Annotated in this window: 17 protein-coding genes; 4 read left to right on the top strand and 13 right to left on the bottom strand. The window is 68.2% G+C overall.

The window, feature by feature from the left end:
* Positions 1-20 precede the first annotated feature (20 nt).
* Positions 21-1511: a DUF1254 domain-containing protein gene (locus tag ACEUEL_RS18015; RefSeq protein WP_405708156.1), complete on the bottom strand. Its 1491-nt coding sequence runs from the start codon at positions 1509-1511 to the stop codon at positions 21-23.
* A gap of 234 nt (positions 1512-1745) precedes the next feature.
* Between ACEUEL_RS18015 and ACEUEL_RS18010 the strand changes: the two genes are divergently transcribed.
* Positions 1746-2030: an HdeA/HdeB family chaperone gene (locus ACEUEL_RS18010; protein ID WP_405708153.1), complete on the top strand. Its 285-nt coding sequence runs from the start codon at positions 1746-1748 to the stop codon at positions 2028-2030.
* Between the two features lie 205 nt (positions 2031-2235).
* On the opposite strand, the gene ACEUEL_RS18005 is transcribed toward ACEUEL_RS18010, so the two are convergent.
* From ACEUEL_RS18005 to ACEUEL_RS17995, 3 genes are all read right to left on the bottom strand, one after another.
* Complete coding sequence (locus ACEUEL_RS18005; RefSeq protein ID WP_405708150.1) at positions 2236-2811, bottom strand: HdeD family acid-resistance protein; 576 nt, start codon at positions 2809-2811, stop codon at positions 2236-2238.
* Between the two features lie 129 nt (positions 2812-2940).
* The gene (locus ACEUEL_RS18000; RefSeq protein WP_405708147.1) at positions 2941-3402 is read right to left on the bottom strand and encodes a MarR family winged helix-turn-helix transcriptional regulator; all 462 of its coding nucleotides are present in this window, start codon (positions 3400-3402) and stop codon (positions 2941-2943) included.
* 36 nt (positions 3403-3438) lie between these two features.
* Positions 3439-4194 carry an aspartate/glutamate racemase family protein gene (locus ACEUEL_RS17995; RefSeq protein ID WP_405708144.1) on the bottom strand — a complete coding sequence of 252 codons (756 nt, stop codon included), beginning with the start codon at positions 4192-4194 and terminating at the stop codon, positions 3439-3441.
* Between the two features lie 106 nt (positions 4195-4300).
* Between ACEUEL_RS17995 and ACEUEL_RS17990 the strand changes: the two genes are divergently transcribed.
* A complete protein-coding gene (locus tag ACEUEL_RS17990) occupies positions 4301-4528 on the top strand; it encodes a hypothetical protein (RefSeq protein ID WP_405708141.1) in 228 nt (75 codons plus the stop codon).
* A 31-nt stretch (positions 4529-4559) separates the two neighbouring features.
* On the opposite strand, the gene ACEUEL_RS17985 is transcribed toward ACEUEL_RS17990, so the two are convergent.
* From ACEUEL_RS17985 to ACEUEL_RS17945, 9 genes are all read right to left on the bottom strand, one after another.
* Positions 4560-4718, bottom strand: coding sequence for a hypothetical protein (locus ACEUEL_RS17985; protein ID WP_405708139.1), 159 nt, complete (start codon positions 4716-4718; stop codon positions 4560-4562).
* A 90-nt stretch (positions 4719-4808) separates the two neighbouring features.
* Positions 4809-5699 carry a LysR substrate-binding domain-containing protein gene (locus ACEUEL_RS17980; protein ID WP_405708136.1) on the bottom strand — a complete coding sequence of 297 codons (891 nt, stop codon included), beginning with the start codon at positions 5697-5699 and terminating at the stop codon, positions 4809-4811.
* Positions 5696-7477, bottom strand: a complete 1782-nt coding sequence (locus ACEUEL_RS17975) for a SulP family inorganic anion transporter (RefSeq protein ID WP_405708133.1) — start codon at positions 7475-7477, stop codon at positions 5696-5698. Before ACEUEL_RS17975 ends, ACEUEL_RS17980 begins: the two co-directional genes overlap by 4 nt.
* A complete protein-coding gene (locus tag ACEUEL_RS17970; protein WP_405708130.1) occupies positions 7474-8412 on the bottom strand; it encodes a dimethyl sulfoxide reductase anchor subunit family protein in 939 nt (312 codons plus the stop codon). Before ACEUEL_RS17970 ends, ACEUEL_RS17975 begins: the two co-directional genes overlap by 4 nt.
* Before the next feature lie 4 nt (positions 8413-8416).
* Positions 8417-9151, bottom strand: coding sequence for a 4Fe-4S dicluster domain-containing protein (locus tag ACEUEL_RS17965; RefSeq protein ID WP_405708127.1), 735 nt, complete (start codon positions 9149-9151; stop codon positions 8417-8419).
* Positions 9148-12072: a molybdopterin oxidoreductase family protein gene (locus tag ACEUEL_RS17960; protein WP_405708125.1), complete on the bottom strand. Its 2925-nt coding sequence runs from the start codon at positions 12070-12072 to the stop codon at positions 9148-9150. Before ACEUEL_RS17960 ends, ACEUEL_RS17965 begins: the two co-directional genes overlap by 4 nt.
* Before the next feature lie 97 nt (positions 12073-12169).
* Entirely contained in the window at positions 12170-12928 is a 759-nt protein-coding gene (locus tag ACEUEL_RS17955; RefSeq protein ID WP_405708122.1) for an SDR family NAD(P)-dependent oxidoreductase, read from the bottom strand.
* 14 nt (positions 12929-12942) lie between these two features.
* Positions 12943-13797: an alpha/beta fold hydrolase gene (locus tag ACEUEL_RS17950; protein WP_405708120.1), complete on the bottom strand. Its 855-nt coding sequence runs from the start codon at positions 13795-13797 to the stop codon at positions 12943-12945.
* Complete coding sequence (locus tag ACEUEL_RS17945; protein WP_405708118.1) at positions 13794-14594, bottom strand: FAS1-like dehydratase domain-containing protein; 801 nt, start codon at positions 14592-14594, stop codon at positions 13794-13796. The genes ACEUEL_RS17950 and ACEUEL_RS17945 overlap by 4 nt, the downstream gene beginning before the upstream one ends.
* 84 nt (positions 14595-14678) lie before the next feature.
* On the opposite strand from ACEUEL_RS17945, the gene ACEUEL_RS17940 reads away from it, so the two are divergent.
* Together ACEUEL_RS17940 and ACEUEL_RS17935 are read left to right on the top strand one after the other, a co-directional pair.
* The gene (locus ACEUEL_RS17940) at positions 14679-14939 is read left to right on the top strand and encodes an acetyl-CoA carboxylase biotin carboxyl carrier protein subunit (RefSeq protein ID WP_405708115.1); all 261 of its coding nucleotides are present in this window, start codon (positions 14679-14681) and stop codon (positions 14937-14939) included.
* A gap of 3 nt (positions 14940-14942) precedes the next feature.
* Complete coding sequence (locus ACEUEL_RS17935; RefSeq protein ID WP_405708112.1) at positions 14943-16304, top strand: acetyl-CoA carboxylase biotin carboxylase subunit; 1362 nt, start codon at positions 14943-14945, stop codon at positions 16302-16304.
* Positions 16305-16337: the final 33 nt, after the last annotated feature.

The following is a 16337-nucleotide window of genomic DNA, read 5'->3' as shown; positions in this document are numbered from 1 at the left end:
AGCATCCTGCGGGGGGCGCGTCACTGCGCGACGAGGCTCGGCACGCCGACGTCGCGGATCACCGAGGGCGGGTTCCACTTGCCCGTCAGCGCGGGCGAGCGGGGCGCGTAGAGTCGCATCGTCAGGTTGAACGCTCCCTTCGGCGCGGGAAGCCAGTTGGCCTCCTTGTCCGCGCCGGGCGATTCGTTCTGGAAGTAGAGGTCCAGCGAGCCGTCGGCGTTGTAGACGAACGGCATCCAGCTCGAGACCGCGAAGCGGTTGAGCGGGTTCGCCACCTGGAAGCCCTGCGAATCGTAGAGCGTGACCGACCAGAAGGCGTCGACCGGCGGCAGGTTGGCCTTGTCGAAATGGATCGTGTAGCCCGAGGAGCCGTCGAGCGGCTTGCCGCTGCGGTCGAACAGGTTCATCGGGTAGATCGCGTCCTCGACCAGGTTGGCGCCGAGGCCGAGCTGGGTGACGATCGCCCGCTTCAGGTAGAAATTGCCGTAGACGCCCATCGTGTCGGTGTTCATCGACCAGCCATTGGCGACGCGGGCGAGCGAGGCGACCTTCCACTTCATCAGCTGCTGGGCGTGGCCGGGCACGTCCTTCAGCGCCGCGGCGATCGCCGGGTCGAGCTTGCTCATGTCGAAGCTCTTGCCGACCTCGAGGCCGATCTTCTTCATCAGCGCGACGATCGGCTGGTCGGTGATGTGCGGGGGATGCAGCTTCAGAAGCTCCGCGCCATAGGCGAAGAACTTGTCCGCCGGCATCTTGTCCACCGCCTCCTTGGGCGGCGTCTTGACGTCGACCGAGGGGTCGGCCGGGGTCGGCGGCGCGGTATAGGCCTGGCCCCACTTCGAGAGCGGGGTGACGGTGAAGCCGTCCTGGATCTTGTTGACGGCGGCGTAGTCCGAGGGACCGTTGGTCTGGGTGCGGCCGATGACCCACACATAGGGGGTCGGCGCCTCGATGCGCTGCGTCGAGGCCGGGAGCTTGAACTCCTCCACGAAGCGGTCCTTCAGGTCCGGACGCCAGCCGGGCGGGGTGATGAGGAACTGGCCCGCGCCGGTGCCGGTGGTCCGCCAGCCGGGCGAGGCGAAGACGTCGGTCCACATGTCGAGCATCGGCAGCAGGTAGTAGCGCCCGCCGGTGTCGGGCACGCTCACCACCACCGGCTCCTTGGTCAGGTCGAGCCAGGCGCTGGAATAGAGCGTGTCGAAATTGGGCCGCACCACGCTGCGCATGTCGGCGCTCGGGAACGCCCGCACATTGACGAAGCTGTTCATCGGCCCGCCGAGGCCCGAGCTGGGCGGCAGATGGGTCAGCTGCTGCCGCGTCAGGTCCATGGTGACCAGCGAGTAGAGATAGGTATAGGCCTGCACGCCGATATCGCGGGCTTCATCCGGCGTTAGGGCCGGCGCGGCCTGTACGGGCGCGGCGCCCGCGGCAAGGCCGGCGCCCAGCACCATGGCCAGCGACAGGCCCCGCCATGTCCGTTCGTTCGTTGGTTTCGTCAGAAAGTCGAGCATCGCTTCCCCCTCCAAGGGTGCCGGAAGCTAGCATGGGGGGGCGTCGGCAATTTGACTTGTTGGGACTAAATTACCCCGGAATTCGAATAAATTGACCGGTGCCGAGCCTGCCCGAACGTCATCCCGGGGGGCTGCGCGGTGCGTGGCGGGGGCGCGCGCGGCATGGTAATTTCGCGCCGCCGACGCGGCGCACCTCTATCGCCGCGATCGGCCAATCACCGAGGAGAGGCTTGCATGAAACGCCTTCTGTTCCTGGCCGCTGCGCTGCTCGCGCCGCTGCCCGCCGCCGCGACCCAGATCGATCTGTCGACCAGCACCTGCCAGCAGTTCCAGTCGAGCGACAAGACCGAGATCATGCTGACCCTCGCCTGGCTCGATGCCTATTACAAGGACGAGGACGCCCCGCCGGTGATCGACACCGACAAGCTGGTCGCCAACGCCCAGAAGCTGGGCGAATACTGCGCCGCCAACCCCACCATCGGCCTCATCACCGCCACCGACAAGCTCTTCGGCGAGTAGGCCGGCCAGACGGGGCCGGCGGCGCGACCGCCGCGTCACGGACCAGCGGAGGCGCAGCCGGAGCGCAGCGCCGGGACCCAGGAGAGAGACTGCCGAAGGCGCTTCGATAAAGGATTTCGAGGCTTCGCCACTTCTCCCCTGGGTCCCGGATCGGCGCTGCACCGCGTGCAGCTTGTCCGGGAAGCAGGAGTGCCCAGACAGGCTCTCAGCCGTTCTGGCGCACCTGCCAGGCGAGATAGAACACCGCCGCGCCGACGCTGATCAGCTGGATGCCGAGCATCACCCCGATCAGCCACACCGCCGTCACCGGCAGGCTCGCCCACAGCACCAGCGACAGCACGATGCCGACGAGGCCGCTGGCGCACACCCAGCCCCAGTTGGGGAAGGGGCGGATGGTCAGCGAGAACACCACCTTCGAGATGCCCTCGATCATGAAGAACACGATCAGCAGCAGCGTCGTGGTCAGCAACGCCTGCCCGGGATCGCGCAGGAACAGCACGCCGACGAGGATGGCGAGGATCACCGAGATCAGCTGAAGCCAGAAATGCGGCACGTGCCGCGCGCCGATCAGGCTGAACCCCTGCACGACGCCGCTGAGGATCAGCAGCCAGCCCAGCGTCAGGATCACCGTCAGCGAGGAGATCAGCGGGAAGATGATGGCGGCGAGCCCGGCCAGCATCAGCAGCACGCCCTGGATCAGGTACCAGATCGAATGCCGCTTCACCGCCTCCCGCATCGCTTCGCGGAAGACCTCGGCGGCGGCGTCGAGCGACATGGCCATGGGTATGCCTCCTGGGACGGGCGCGCCTCGGGACCGGGGGGCGGCGCAAGCGGGCGAATCATGGCGAGATTGCGGCTTATCGGGCGGCTCCGCAATGGCCGGCGCGCCGTCGTACGGCCCGGGGCGGGCTCATCCGAGCAGGCGGAGCAGCCGCAACACCTCGCGGCGATCCTGGGCGAGCAGCGGCGCCAGCGTCGCCTCGGTGATTTCGGCCGCGACACCCACCGCCACCGTCGCCACCGCCCCGCCCCGCGCCGTAAGCGCCACCGCGCGCCGCCGCCGATCGGCCGGATCATCCGCCGCCACGACGAATCCGCGGGCGGCGAGGCGGTCTACGACGCCCTTTATGGTTGCTGCGTCCAGATGGACCAGCCGGCCGAGCCGGTTCTGCGAGCACGGACCCACCTCCCGCAGCTTGGCGAGCGCGGCGAACTGGGGCGCCGTCAGCCCCTCGACCATGCGCGCGGCGAAGATCGCCGCATGCCGCTGGGTCGCCACCCGCAGCAGAAATCCGATTTGATCATCAAGCACATAATGCGATTGGCCGGGCGCCTGCGGCACGCCGCTGCCCGCGTCCTTCTCAAACGACATCGAACCGCCCCCGGTCATGCAGCCGCGATAAAACGATCAATCTGGTGAGTTAACTATGGAATCAGGTGCGAAGTCGGCCAGCCTGCCGACATAGGCCTTGCTGCCCGGGGAGGCATAGGCACCGCGCTTGGCGGTCCGCAGGCCGATGCCGGTCAACCCCTCGCAGAGCGCGACGGCGCTGGCGACACCGTCGACGACCGGCACGCCGTGCTCCAGCGAAAGGCTCCTCGCCAGATCGGCCATGCCCGCGCAGCCCAGCACGATCGCTTCGGCCCTGTCCTCGGCAATGGCCCGGCCGATCTCCGCGGAAATGCGCTCGCGCGCGTTCGAGCCCGGCTCCTCGAGCTCCAGCACCGCCACATCCGAGGCCCTGACGCTGGCGCAGCGCCGGTCGAGGCCGTAGTTCGCGAGATTGGTCTCGATCACCGGGATCGAACGCGCCAGCGTCGTCACTACCGAGAAACGGTGCGCGATCAGGCTGGCGAGATGAAAACCGGCCTCGCCGATCCCGATTACCGGCGCCCTTGCAAGACTTCGGGCGGCCTCGAGACCGGTATCGTCGAAGCAGGCGATGACATGGGCGTCGGCGCCTTCCGCTTCGGCAGACGCGATGGCCGCGAGCAGGCCGGGCAGGGCGAGAGCACCGTCGTAATAACCCTCGATCGATGCCGGACCCATCTGCGAGGTGGCGGCGATGATCGTGGTATCGGGCCGGGCGACCGCGCGCGCGGCTGCCGCAACCTTGTCGGTCATCGAGCGGGTAGTGTTGGGATTGACGATGTGAAGGCGCACGCGGAAATCCGGCTCTGGCGGGAAAGGCTGCGCACGATAGCGTGATCCGCGGCGGTTGGAACGCCCTCCTCGCACCGGCGTTATCGCGGCGGAAAGGTTTCGCCCGATGATCCCCGCGCGCGTATTGTCTCTCCCTCCGCTGCCGATCAAGGCTCTTGCCGACGCCAACCGGCGTGAGGATCGGTCTCCGCTTCAGGCCGGCGACGACGACCTTCGTCATCCCTCCAGCCACGGCCAGCAGATGCAGGCCGGCTGCGATGCGCGGACGGCGCGCGATTACGGCGATCAGCGCCGGAGGCAGGCCGCGATGGCGACGAACGACGAGCGCGTGTGACGCGCCGGTCCGCGTCCGCTCCCGTCCTCCTCTACAGATAACTCCACGCTGCCATGATCGCGGCCATCCCCAGCGCCACCGCGCCGATTGCGAGCGCGGGCCAGGCGCCGCTCACATGGTTTCCAGTCGGCGTGACGTAATCGTCCTCGTCCTGCAGGAAATCGTCCATCGAGTTGTCGGTGTCGCGCATCGGTCTACACCCTCTGCTGACCATCCTATCCGACGCAACGAGCAGACGGCAACGAAGGTTCCCGAATCCGGAAGACGGGGCGGGGGCGCCTCAGACCGCATTCCGTCCCGTGATGATGTCCGTCAAGGCTGTGGCGGCCCGGCTCGGGGCGCGCTCGCGGTGCTGGAGCAGGTGGAACGGGCGTTCCGGCAGTCGAAACGGCACGTGGCGGAGCAAGCCCGCTTCAAGACTCGGCGCCGCTACCGAGGCGGATAGCGCGGTAGCGCCCATCCCGGCCTCGACCGCCGCGCGCACCGCTTCGTTCGACGGCAATTCCAGCACGATGCGCAACGCCGAGCCATCGGTCAAATGCGGGCGCATCGCCTCCTCGAATACGGAGCGCGTGCCCGATCCCGGCTCCCGCAGGACCCACTCGCCGGCCAGCATCTCCGCGACACCGAGGTCGGTTCGACCGGCCCAGGGGTGGCCGGGAGCGACGAGCACGATGAGCTGGTCCCGCGCCACCGGGACGACGTGGAAGTGGTCGTGCACCACCTCGGCCTCGACGAAGCCGATATCGGCGGCGCCGCTGTCGACCGCCGCCGCCACCTCCGTGGTGTTGCCGACGGCGAGATGGATGTCGATGCGCGGATAGGCCCGCCGGAACGCCACGAGATGACGCGGCAGCCAGTAGCTAGCGATCGTCTGGCTGGCCTGAACGGCAAGCGTGCCGCGCATCAGCGTGCCGAATTCGGTCAGCATCAGCTCGGCTCTCTCCACCCGCGCCAGCACGGCCCGTGCCTCCATGAGGAAGGCGTTTCCCGCCTCGGTCAGCTCGATATGCCGACCCACGCGGTTGAACAGCTTGGTGTCATGGCGTGCCTCGAGCGCCGCGATGGCGTGGCTGGCCGCCGACTGCGCGAGATTGAGCGCCTGCGCCGCCTTGGTGACATGCTGGCGCTCCGCCACGGCGACGAAGATGCGGAGCTGGTCGAGCGTCATGCGGACTTCCCCGGCGCCATCCCGGAACGTGCAGGGGTATCCTGTCCGACCGGCGCCATTCCCCCACATTCGCGGAAGATACGCGCGGTGCAAGTCGCACAGATGTTTTGGTCGAGACGCGCATAGATGTCGGCCAGGGCCTCGCGCTTCGAGCCAAAAATATGATCGGCCCCGAGCTGCGTGATGAAACCCGTACGCGCCCACGCTTCCCGGACGGCCGAGCGCGGCCGATGAAAGTAGAGATCCCCGCCCTCGGCGCGCCGCTGGGCGAGTTCGTGGGTCCACAGTTCGAGGCCTGCGACGTCGATGAAGTTCATGCTCTTCACCATGACCAGCAGATGCTTCTGGCCGCGGTGCGAACGGATCTGCTGGAGATGCTTGCCGACATGGCCGGCCGCGCCGAAATAGAGCGATCCCTCGACGCGTATGAGCTTGAGCTGCGGGCATTCCACCACGGGCCCGGGCAAATCCTCCAGCGGCGTGAACGGCCGGTCGGCCAGGCGCCCGTCGGGGGTCAGCGTGCGCACCGCGGGGTGGGCGGTGCGATGGAGATAGGCAACCAGCGCCAGCCCGCAGCCGAGCAGGATGGCCTGCTGGAACGGCAGGGTCAGCATGGCGACGAACGTCACCAGGGCCACGATGAAATCAGCGCGCCCCGCCCGCCATAGCCAGCGGAAGCGCTGCAGGTCGAGCAGGCCGAAGGCGATGTAGAGCAGCAGCGCCCCGATGGAAGGCAGCGGCAGGCGTTCCAGCAGCGGACGGCAGACAATGACGAGCACCACCAGGAACACCGCCGACAGCACCGCTGCCATCGGCGTGCGGGCGCCGGCGAGGTAGTTGGGCAGCGACCGGTTCAGCGAGCCGCAGGAGACATAGGAGGAGAAGAAGGCACCGGCGATATTCGACAGACCCTGGCCGACGAACTCCCTGTCGACATCGACATATTCGCCCGACCGGCGCGCCAGTGCCTTGGCGATCGACACCGACTGCCCGAGCGCCACGATCGACAGGGCGGCCGCGATCGCCACCAGATCGGGCAACCGGTCGAGGGGGACGAGCGGAAGCGAAAACGGCGGCAGCGCGCTCGGAATCGCGCCGACGCGCGCCATCTCGGGCAGGCCCAGCGTGCGGACGAGGAACTCGCTCATGCCATAGCCCACGCTCACGCCCAGAAGCATGTAGGGCAGACGCCGGGAGATGCGCGCACATCCCGCGGTGACGACCAGAGTGGTCGCCGCGACGAGGACGGCGCTGGGATTGATGTGGCCGATGTGGGCGGCAAGGGCCGCGATCGTCCGGGCGGCGCCGTGGATGCCGTCGAGATGCAGCCCGAGAATGTCCGGGAGGGCGTAGAGACCGATCAGCAGCGCGGCGCCACTCATGAAGCCGGCAAGTACCGACGGTGAGATGAAGTCGGTGAGCCAGCCCAGCCGGAATAGCCCGAGCGCCAGCTGCATCGCGCCGACGAGCAGCGTGACGGCGAGGGCGATCGCGATGAAGGCGGGGCTGCCCGGTATCGCGAGCGGAACCAGCGCGGACATCAGGGCGAGGGAATTCGCGTTGGTCGGTCCCGAGACGACATAGCGGCTCGAGCCGAACAGGGCCGCCACGATGCAGGGCACGATGGCGGTGTAGATGCCGTATTCCGGTGGCATCCCCGCCAGCGCCGCAAACGCGATGCCCTGCGGCAGGGCCAGAACCGCGCCCAGAAAGCCGGCCAGCGCGTCGGCCGGGAGCGTGCGCGGCGAGACGAGGCCGGCGATGTGCGGGCCGATCATGTCCGCCCGTAATAGAGCATGACGGTGTGCTTCGCGTCGGCGAAGAACAGCCAGCGCTCGACCAGCAGCCCGGCGATCTGGGCCGCGGCCGCGAGCGCGGCGGTGGTGACCGCGACCGGACCCGGGAGCAGCGCGGCGAGAATCAGCAGGGCGGCCGGTACGGCGAAGGCGAGCATCTGGGCGATGAGGCGAAGCCGGTCGCGGTGCTTGCGCGCCACCCGGAAGCCCATCTCCTTCAGGAGATAGTTCTCCTCCGAATGCGGCCACTCGACGCTCACCACCCGCCCCCCGGCGAGACCGGTCGCCGAATTCGCCGTCGCGGGCAGGCCGATCGCATCGTCGTGCCGCCACGTTGCGCGCTTCCAGTACCAGCCGACGAGGGTTAGCCCCGCCGCGGCGATGCTGGGGAGGCCCGCCCCGTGGCCGAAGGCGAGCAACAGGGCGTTGAGCAGCGTCAGCCCGCTCATCCCGGCGAAGAGGAGATAGCCGGGCAGGGTGAAGCGGCTGTGCCACTGCGCCACCGGCTTCAGGGAGGCATAGATCATCGCGGTGCAATAGACGGTCACCACCGCGCCGAGGGCCGCCAGCCCGCCGGCCGCCGCCACCCAGCCGTCCGTGCGCTGGGTGAGGACCCAGCCGAGCCCGAACGCCGCGCCGGGCACGAAGGTGGCGATCGCGCAGACGCCTTCCCGCGACAGCCAGGACGAGCGCCATTGGGAAAAGGCGCGCCAGGCGCGTTCGGGCCGGCCGAGATGGCCGGTCGAGGACAGAAGCCCCGCCCCGATCAGCCCGAATGCCAGCCCCGGGGCGACGAGAGACGGTCCCAGCCCCATCGGGAGCACGCCGAGGATCGCCATCAGCCCGAGCAGAGCCAGCAGGCCGTAGCCTGCGCCGGTGCTGGTGGTGAAGAAGATGACGGAATAGGCGGGGTGCATGCGCCTACCTCGCCAGCAGGCGGTCGACCCAGCCGAGGAACCCGCCCTGCGGCGCCGCATCCTCGAGGGCCGCGGCGGCCACCTTTGGCGCGCGGTCCGAATGCGCGCGCGGGGGCAGGTAGCGGTTGGTCGGCGCGTAGCCGAGCTCGTCCATCAGCGCCACGCCGCCGCGCTCGCGCACGAGCGTCGACACCGCCGAATCGGGATCGCCCAGATCGCCGAAATGGCGCGCCCCGGTGGGGCAGGCCGCCACGCAGGCCGGCACCCGGTCTTCGGCGCGCAGATTGTCGTTGTAGATGCGGTCGACGCACAGCGTGCACTTCTTCATCACGCCGACATCGACATCGAATTCGCGCGCGCCATAGGGACAGGCCCAGCTGCACAGCTTGCAACCGATGCACTTGGCCTCGTCCACCAGAACGATGCCGTCGGAGCTGCGCTTGTAGGAGGCGCCGGTGGGGCACACGCTGACACAGGCCGGCTGCGCGCAGTGGAGGCACGAGCGCGGGAAATGGACCGTCCGCCCGCCGGCCTCCGTCACGTGCTCGAAGGTGTGGACGCGGTTGAACCACACGCCGTCGACGCCCCCGCCATACGGCTTCATGTCCGTGAGCGGCGCCATGTGGCCGCCCGCGTTCCACTCCTTGCAGGAGGTGACGCAGGCCTGGCAGCCGACGCAGGTATCGAGATCGATGACCAGCCCGAGGCTCGTCTCGGTGGTGGCGGGGATGCAGGTCATCGTGCGAACGCCTTCTTGAACTGGGCGCCGAAGCTGAGCCTTTCCGGCGCCGGAGGGATCGAGGGCGGCAGCGGCAGGGCATCGAAGCGCGGTTCCGTGACGCACTCCTGGGTTTCGCACCGGCGCAATCGCACCCGGAGATCGAACCATGCGGCCTGCCCGGTGATCGGGTCCGAGTTCGAGTAGCGCTTGCCGTTGCCGTCCGCCGGCAACAGGTCGCCGATCGCATGGTTGAGCAGGAAGCCGCGGTTGCTTTCGGCGGCGTCGTCCTTCAGCGCCCAGGCGCCGCGGCGCTTGCCGATGGCGTTCCAGGTCCAGACGGTGTTGCGCTCGACGCCGTCCACGAGGCGGACCTGCCCCTTCACGCTGCCATTGACGCTTTCGATCCACACCCACTCGTCGTCGGCGATACCAAGCTCGGCCGCGAGATCGTGATGGACGAACAGCCGGTTCTGGCTGGTGATCTGCCGCAGCCAGGCGTTCTGCGATCCCCAGGAGTGGTACATGTGCATGGGACGCTGGGTGATCGCCGCCAGCGGATAGGCGGCCGGATCGACCAGGGCCTGCTCGAACGGCGTGTACCAGATCGGCAGCGGGTCCATATGTGCTTCGATGCGCGCCCGCTCGGCCTCGGGCGGCTGCACCGCGCCGTGCCCGCGCGCGGCGAGCCGAAAGCGTTGCAGCGGCTCCGAATAGAGCTGGAACACCACTGGCTCGACCTTCGGAACGAACCCCATCTGCTGGGCGAACTCCAGATAGGATCGGTTCGCCATCTTGTAGAAGCGCTGGTCCTGATCGAGTTCGTGATGCCAGAAGCCGCCATTGGCGATGTAGCGGTCGAGTTGGGACGTGTTGGGCGCTCCCCGGCCGATCGCATCGCCGGCCTCGCCGCGCCAGCCGGCCAGCGGGCCGATGCCCGGCATGCGCTCGTGGTTGACGATGTAGTCGGCATAGTCGCGATACTTGGCGCTGCCATCGTCATTGACGAAGCCGGGCAGGCCGAGCCGCGCGCCGAGTTCGATCAGCACACTCTGGAAGGGGCGCACATCGCGATCGGGCGCGACGACCGGGTGGCGGATCGCATCGCCCGGCCCGTCCGCATGGCTGATCGGGCGGTCGAGCAGGCTGATGCAGTCGTGGCGCTCGAGATAGGTCGTGTCGGGAAGCACCAGATCGGCGAAGGCCACCGTCTCCGAATAATAGGCATCGGCGTAGATGAAGAAGGGGATGCGGTAATTGCCGTCCGCATCCGTGTCGGTCAGCATCTTCATGGTCTCGTCGGTGTTCATCGACGAGTTCCAGGCCATGTTGGCCATGTACATCATCAGCGTGTCGATCGGGTAGGGATCGCCCGCCCAGGCATTGCGGATGACGGTGTGCATCATGCCGTGGGAGGCGAGCGGCGCTTCCCACGAATAGGCCTTGTCGATGCGGATCGGCCGGCCCTCGGCATCGACCAGAAGGTCCTCGGGCGCATGCACGAAGCCGAGCGGCATGCCCGAAAGCGGCGTGTTCGGCTTGCCGCCGTCCTTTCCGGCCGGCTTGGGGCCGGGCGGGGGCGGCTTCGGGAAAGGCGGCTTGAAGCGCCAGCCGCCGGGCACGTCGACGGTGCCGAGCAGAACCTGAAGCAGATGGATCGCCCGGCAGGTCTGGAACCCGTTGGAATGGGCCGAGATGCCGCGCATGGCGTGCATCGCCACCGGACGGCCCCGCATCGTTGCGTGCCGGCGCCCGTTCATGTCGGTCCACGGCACGTCGAGCTCGATGCTCTCCTCGAAGGCGACATGGGCGAGTTCGGCGGCGACGCGCCGGATCGTCTCCGCTGGCACGCCGCAGCCTTCCGCCGCCGCCTCGGGGGCGTAGCTCGCATCGAGGTAACGCTCGGCGAGGAGCTGGAACACCGGGACGCAGTCGCGCCCATCGATGTCGAACGCCCCCGTCATCGCCGGGGCGAGTTCGGGATCGTCCAGCGGCACCGCCGTCTGGCGCACCCGATCCCAGGCGAGAACGCGGCCCTCCGCGTCGCGGGCGAACAACCCGTCCTCCGCCGCCCCCGGCGCGCGCATCACGAGCACGGCGGCATTGGTGTAGCGGGCGAGGTAGTCGACATCGACCCGCCCGGCCCGCAGCAGTTCATGAATGATGGCGAGGACGAAGATGCCATCGGTGCCCGGACGAATGGCGATCCACTCGTCGGCGATCGCGTTGTAGCCGGTGCGGCACGGGTTGATCGAAACGAACTTGCCGCCCCGCGCCTTCAGCTTGCCGAGCCCGATCTTGATCGGGTTGGAATCATGGTCCTCGGCGACGCCGAACAGCATGAAATATTTGGCGCGATCCCAGTCCGGCTCGCCGAACTCCCAGAACGCGCCGCCGACCGTGTAGAGGCCGGCGGTGGCCATGTTGACCGAGCAGAAGCCGCCATGGGCGGCGAAGTTCGGCGTACCGAATTTCGAGGCCCACCAGCCGGTCAGCGATTGCGACTGGTCGCGGCCGGTGAAGAAGGCGAGCTTCTTGGGGTCGGTGGCGCGGATGCGGCCGAGACGCTCGGTGACGATGGCAAGCGCTTCGTCCCACTCGATCTCGCGGAACCGACCGGACCCGCGCGGCCCCGAGCGCAGCAGCGGCTTGCGCAACCGTGCCGGGCTGTAGTGCTGCATGATGCCGGCGCTGCCCTTGCCGCACAGCACCCCGCGATTGACCGGGTGATCCTTGTTGCCGTTGATGTACCGGACCTCGCCGTCACGCAGATGCACCTCGATGCCGCAGCGGCAGGCGCACATGTAGCAGGTCGTCTTCGCGACGGCGTCGCCGATCCGCGGGGAGGTGTCGACGCCGTCCCCTTCCGCGGGAGGGTGGGGTGAGCGCAAGGACTGCTGGGACGGGGCCGAATTCGCCCCTCGGCGATGACTGGCATTCATGGGTGGAGTGTGCGGGGCAGGTTGAAAAGCGTCTAATGCTGGTGTCAGATCGAGACGATCGAATTTCCTGATCGGACGATAGGAGGGCCCGGCAGGCTCACCCCATGTGCCAGCCGCCGTTGAGGTGGATCGTCTGGCCGGTGATGAAGCGGGCCGACGGGCCGGCGAGATAGCGCACCAGGCTGGCGAGTTCGGCGGGCTCTCCCGGCCGGCCGAGTGGCACCGGCCGTTGGCGGAAATGCTCGGGCAGAGGGCCCTTGCGCGCGGTTTCCATCTGCGCCGGGGAGATGCAGTTCACGGTGATCCTCTCCGGCGCGAGTTCGGCGGCGAGCGCCCGCGTCAACCCTACGACCCCGGCCTTGGCGGCCGAGACATGGGCGCGCTGGCCCACCCCGACATGCGCAGCGACACCGCCGATGTGGATGATGCTGGCGGCATCGCTGCGCCTCAGCAGCGGTATCGCCGCCTGGTCGCACAGGAACGCGCTGTCGAGGATGCTGCCGAGGATGGCGCGCCATTCGGCATAGCTGATCCCGTCGAACGGGCCGTCCGCGCGTTCGGCCGCGTTGTGGACTAGAATATCGAGGCTCCCGAAGCGTTCCTCGATTTTGGCGTACAGGGCGCGCACCGCGTCGGGATCGGTGAGGTCGGCGAAATGAGCGAAGGCGCCTGCATCGCCGCCGAACGCCTGCTGGCACTGCGCCACCGTCTCGTTCGCAGCGTTTACCGAGGAGCGGGCATGCACAACCACCCTCGCGCCGGCCTGCGCCAGGGCCAACGCAATGGCCCGACCGATATTGCGGGCTGCTCCGGTCACCAGCGCGGTGCGGCCGGCGAGTTCCCTGTTCTCCGTCATATCGTCGCCTTTCGTCAGCTTGGCGTTTTGTCTGTGAGTGTTTCGATGAGAAAAGCCGCCAGCTCGGCCGGCCGCTCTTGCATGATCCAGTGGCCGCACCCCGGCAGGACAGCGGTGGTCGCGTGCGGCGCGGCCGCCACGACCGCGCGGCGCCGTGCGGCAAGGTGCTCGCCGACCGTGGGGTCGCGCGTGCCCCAGATCGCCGCCACCGGCGCCGCGATCGCCGGCAGGATCTCGAGGGCATGGCGGGTGCGGGAGAAGATGCGGCTGTTGAGGCCCGGGCGGCGCGCCGTGTTGCGCTGCTGGATCTCCACCGCCAGCTCGTCGACGCGGACGGGGTCGGCGATCATGAACGCCTGCAGATTATGGGTGGAGACCGCGCGTTTCTCCTCCGCCGTCATGTCCGGGTGCCGGCTGCGCAGGTCGACGGGATCGCGTTCCTCGCCGAGCCCGCCGCCGGCAATGAGGACAAGGCCGGCAAGGCGCGGCCCCAGCTCCTGCGCGAGATGCAAGGCGACCAAGCCGCCGAACGAGAAACCGGCCACGCTCAGGCCCGTAGTCTCAGGCAGCAACTCCTCGAGCCCGCCCGCGAGGCGTTTGGCGAGCAGATCGGGAGTGGCGTCGACAGGGATGGGGTCCGATTCGCTGAAGCCCGGCAGGTCGGGCACTAGGAGTTCGAAGTGCCTCTCGATTGCCCCGATGACCGGAAGCCAATGCAGCCAGCTGCCGAAGCCGCCATGCAGCAGGACCAACGGCGTACCCGAACCGAAGCGACGCCATGCCACGTGCGCGCCCGCGGAACCCGTGCGGACATGAACCGCCCGGCCATCGGCGGTCTCGATGAAGCGGATGGCTTCGTCCGGGGTCACGGGCGGATCGTGGCTTCGACGACGACCGCGCCCTTCGCGTCGCGGGCCCAGAGGTCGTAGCCCCTGCGGTCACCGCTGCCTTCCAGGTGGATGGCTCTTCCGGCGAAGGCTGGCCGCATCGCACGGAATGTGAACTGGCCGATGGCGAAATCGGGCCGTTCGGTGCGGAAGGCCTCGACCAGCAGCGTCGCCGTCAGCTGGCCGTGCACCACCAGTCCCGGATAACCTTCAACCTCGCGTGCATAGGGCGCGTCGTAATGGATGCGGTGGGCATTGAAGGTCGCCGCGGAATAGCGGAACAGCAGGCGGGAATCGGGCGTCACCGGGTGTGACCAGAGCGCCCCGGCTGGAGCCGGCTGCGGCGCGGGTGCCGGATCGCCGGGCGTGGGCGCATCGCGGTAGACCAGTGTCTGCGTCTCCGACAGCATGAGCGCGCCGTTCCGGACATAGGAATGCTCCACCGTCACGAACGCCAGCGCGCCGGTTCGGCCATGCTTCGACGACACCTTGGCGATCCGCGAGCGCTTCTCGATCACGTCGCCGACGCCGATCGGACGATGATAGGTGATCTCGCTTGCCGCCCACATCCGCCGTGGCAGCTCGATCGGCGGCAGGAAGCCACCGCGCTCGGGATGTCCGTCGTCACCGAGTTGCGTCTGCGGCGCGAGCGGCTGGAAATAGAGCCACTGGCCTGTGGGCGGCAGAGGCGTGCCGTCATGAACGGCACCGTCCTGATTCAAGGCTGCGCGCAGCCCCGCCAGCGGCCAGCCGTCGAGCCGTGCCGTGGACGTCTCCATCCGACCTATCCAGGCATCGAGGCCCGCCATCGACGCTCTCCCTAATCGTAGTTGTTATTGCAACAACTAATGCGGCACCGTAGGATGAAGGTCAATGCCCGACGCGGCATCACGGAGGAAGCGATGGCCAAGGTCAGCATCAAGACGGAAATCACGGGCAATGTCTGGAAGATCGAGAAGGCGGTCGGCGACAGGATCGGCGAGGAGGAGGTGATCCTCATCCTCGAGTCCATGAAGATGGAAATTCCCGTTTCGGCCCCAGAGGATGGGGTGATCGTCGAAATTCTCGTGGCCGAAGGCGACGTTGTGACCGAGGGCACGGTCGTCGCCCGCATCGAGGCCTGAGCGATGAAGAGAATTCTCGTTGCCAACCGGGGTGAGATCGCCTGCCGGGTTTTCCGCTCCGCCCGCGCACTGGGCCTGTCGAGCGTCGCGGTGTTTTCCGAAGCGGACGCGGCCAGCGCCCATGTCGAGGCTGCCGACCAGGCGATCGGCGTCGGCCCCGCCCCGGCGCGCGACAGTTATCTGCGGGCCGAGAAGGTGCTCGAGGCGGCGCGCATGTCCGGCGCCGACGCGATCCATCCGGGCTACGGCTTTCTGTCGGAAAACGCGGAATTCGCCCAGAGCGTCATTGATGCCGGGCTGACCTGGATCGGTCCGTCGCCCGAAACGATCCGCCAGATGGGCGACAAGCAGCGGGCCCGGCAGATCGCCGAGGCTGCAGGGGTACCGATCGTGCCCGGCAGCGCCCGGTTCGAGCCCGGTGCGCTCGATGGACTGGAGCAGGCGGCTGAATTCGTGGGCTATCCGCTGCTGGTCAAGGCGGCGGGGGGTGGCGGAGGCATCGGCATGCGGCGCGTCGATAAACCCGACAAACTGGTCGACACCGTCGTGGCGACGCAGTCCATGGCGCAGAAATCCTTCGGCAACGGCGCGATCTTCCTCGAGCGCTTCGTGCCGAAGGCTCGCCATGTGGAGATACAGGTGTTCGGCTTCGGCGACGGCCGCGCCATCCACCTGTTCGAGCGGGACTGCTCGTTGCAGCGCCGGTTCCAGAAGGTGATCGAGGAGGCCCGTGCCCCTGGCCTGCCCGCCGACGTGGCCGGGGCCATGGCGGAGGCGGCCATCCGCCTCAGCGAAGCGACGAGCTACAGCGGAGCCGGCACGGTCGAGTTCATCGTGGATGCGCAGAGCTTCGAGTTCTTCTTCCTCGAGATGAACACCCGCATCCAGGTCGAGCATCCGGTCACCGAAATGATCACCGGTCGTGATCTCGTCGCTATGCAGATCGAGCTCGCGCGTGGCTCGCTCGCCTTCATCCCGCAGGACGCGATCACCGCGCGGGGTCATGCCATCGAATGCCGGCTGTACGCCGAGGATCCGGCGAAGATGTTCATGCCTTCGCCCGGGCCGCTCGCTACTTTCCGTGCGCCGACAGGCATGGCGCATCTGCGTGTCGACAGCGGCTATCGCGAGGGCGACGTCGTCACGCCGTTCTATGACCCGATGGTGGCCAAGGTGGTGGCCTGGGGCGAGAGCCGCGAGGCGGCGCGGCAACGCGCGATCGAGGCGCTGAGAGCCTTTGCCATTGACGGTATTCGCTGCAACCGCCATTTCCTGTTGGCATGTCTCGGCGATGAGGATTTTGCCGGCGGCGACGTGCATACCGGCTTCATCGATGCCCATCGCACGCGGCTGCTGGCGGCCTGACGGCACCGGGCGGCAGCGTCATCGGAGACGACC

Origin of the sequence: Ancylobacter terrae (genome assembly GCF_045108345.1) — a bacterium.
In the GTDB taxonomy this organism is placed as follows: domain Bacteria; phylum Pseudomonadota; class Alphaproteobacteria; order Rhizobiales; family Xanthobacteraceae; genus Ancylobacter.
The sequence above is the reverse complement of the archived record's forward strand: the minus strand, read 5'-3'. Positions and strand labels throughout refer to the sequence as shown.

Coding starts and splice junctions, on each gene's coding strand:
- ACEUEL_RS18015 (WP_405708156.1), bottom strand. CDS start 1,511: ATGCTCGACTTTCTGACGAAACCAACGAACGAACGGACATGGCGGGGC.
- ACEUEL_RS17955 (WP_405708122.1), bottom strand. CDS start 12,928: ATGACGGAGAACAGGGAACTCGCCGGCCGCACCGCGCTGGTGACCGGA.
- ACEUEL_RS17975 (WP_405708133.1), bottom strand. CDS start 7,477: ATGATCGGCCCGCACATCGCCGGCCTCGTCTCGCCGCGCACGCTCCCG.
- ACEUEL_RS17965 (WP_405708127.1), bottom strand. CDS start 9,151: ATGACCTGCATCCCCGCCACCACCGAGACGAGCCTCGGGCTGGTCATC.
- ACEUEL_RS17980 (WP_405708136.1), bottom strand. CDS start 5,699: ATGACGCTCGACCAGCTCCGCATCTTCGTCGCCGTGGCGGAGCGCCAG.
- ACEUEL_RS18005 (WP_405708150.1), bottom strand. CDS start 2,811: ATGGCCATGTCGCTCGACGCCGCCGCCGAGGTCTTCCGCGAAGCGATG.
- ACEUEL_RS17985 (WP_405708139.1), bottom strand. CDS start 4,718: ATGCGCGACACCGACAACTCGATGGACGATTTCCTGCAGGACGAGGAC.
- ACEUEL_RS17945 (WP_405708118.1), bottom strand. CDS start 14,594: ATGGAGACGTCCACGGCACGGCTCGACGGCTGGCCGCTGGCGGGGCTG.
- ACEUEL_RS17960 (WP_405708125.1), bottom strand. CDS start 12,072: ATGAATGCCAGTCATCGCCGAGGGGCGAATTCGGCCCCGTCCCAGCAG.
- ACEUEL_RS17970 (WP_405708130.1), bottom strand. CDS start 8,412: ATGCACCCCGCCTATTCCGTCATCTTCTTCACCACCAGCACCGGCGCA.
- ACEUEL_RS17940 (WP_405708115.1), top strand. CDS start 14,679: ATGAAGGTCAATGCCCGACGCGGCATCACGGAGGAAGCGATGGCCAAG.
- ACEUEL_RS17935 (WP_405708112.1), top strand. CDS start 14,943: ATGAAGAGAATTCTCGTTGCCAACCGGGGTGAGATCGCCTGCCGGGTT.
- ACEUEL_RS18010 (WP_405708153.1), top strand. CDS start 1,746: ATGAAACGCCTTCTGTTCCTGGCCGCTGCGCTGCTCGCGCCGCTGCCC.
- ACEUEL_RS18000 (WP_405708147.1), bottom strand. CDS start 3,402: ATGTCGTTTGAGAAGGACGCGGGCAGCGGCGTGCCGCAGGCGCCCGGC.
- ACEUEL_RS17990 (WP_405708141.1), top strand. CDS start 4,301: ATGATCCCCGCGCGCGTATTGTCTCTCCCTCCGCTGCCGATCAAGGCT.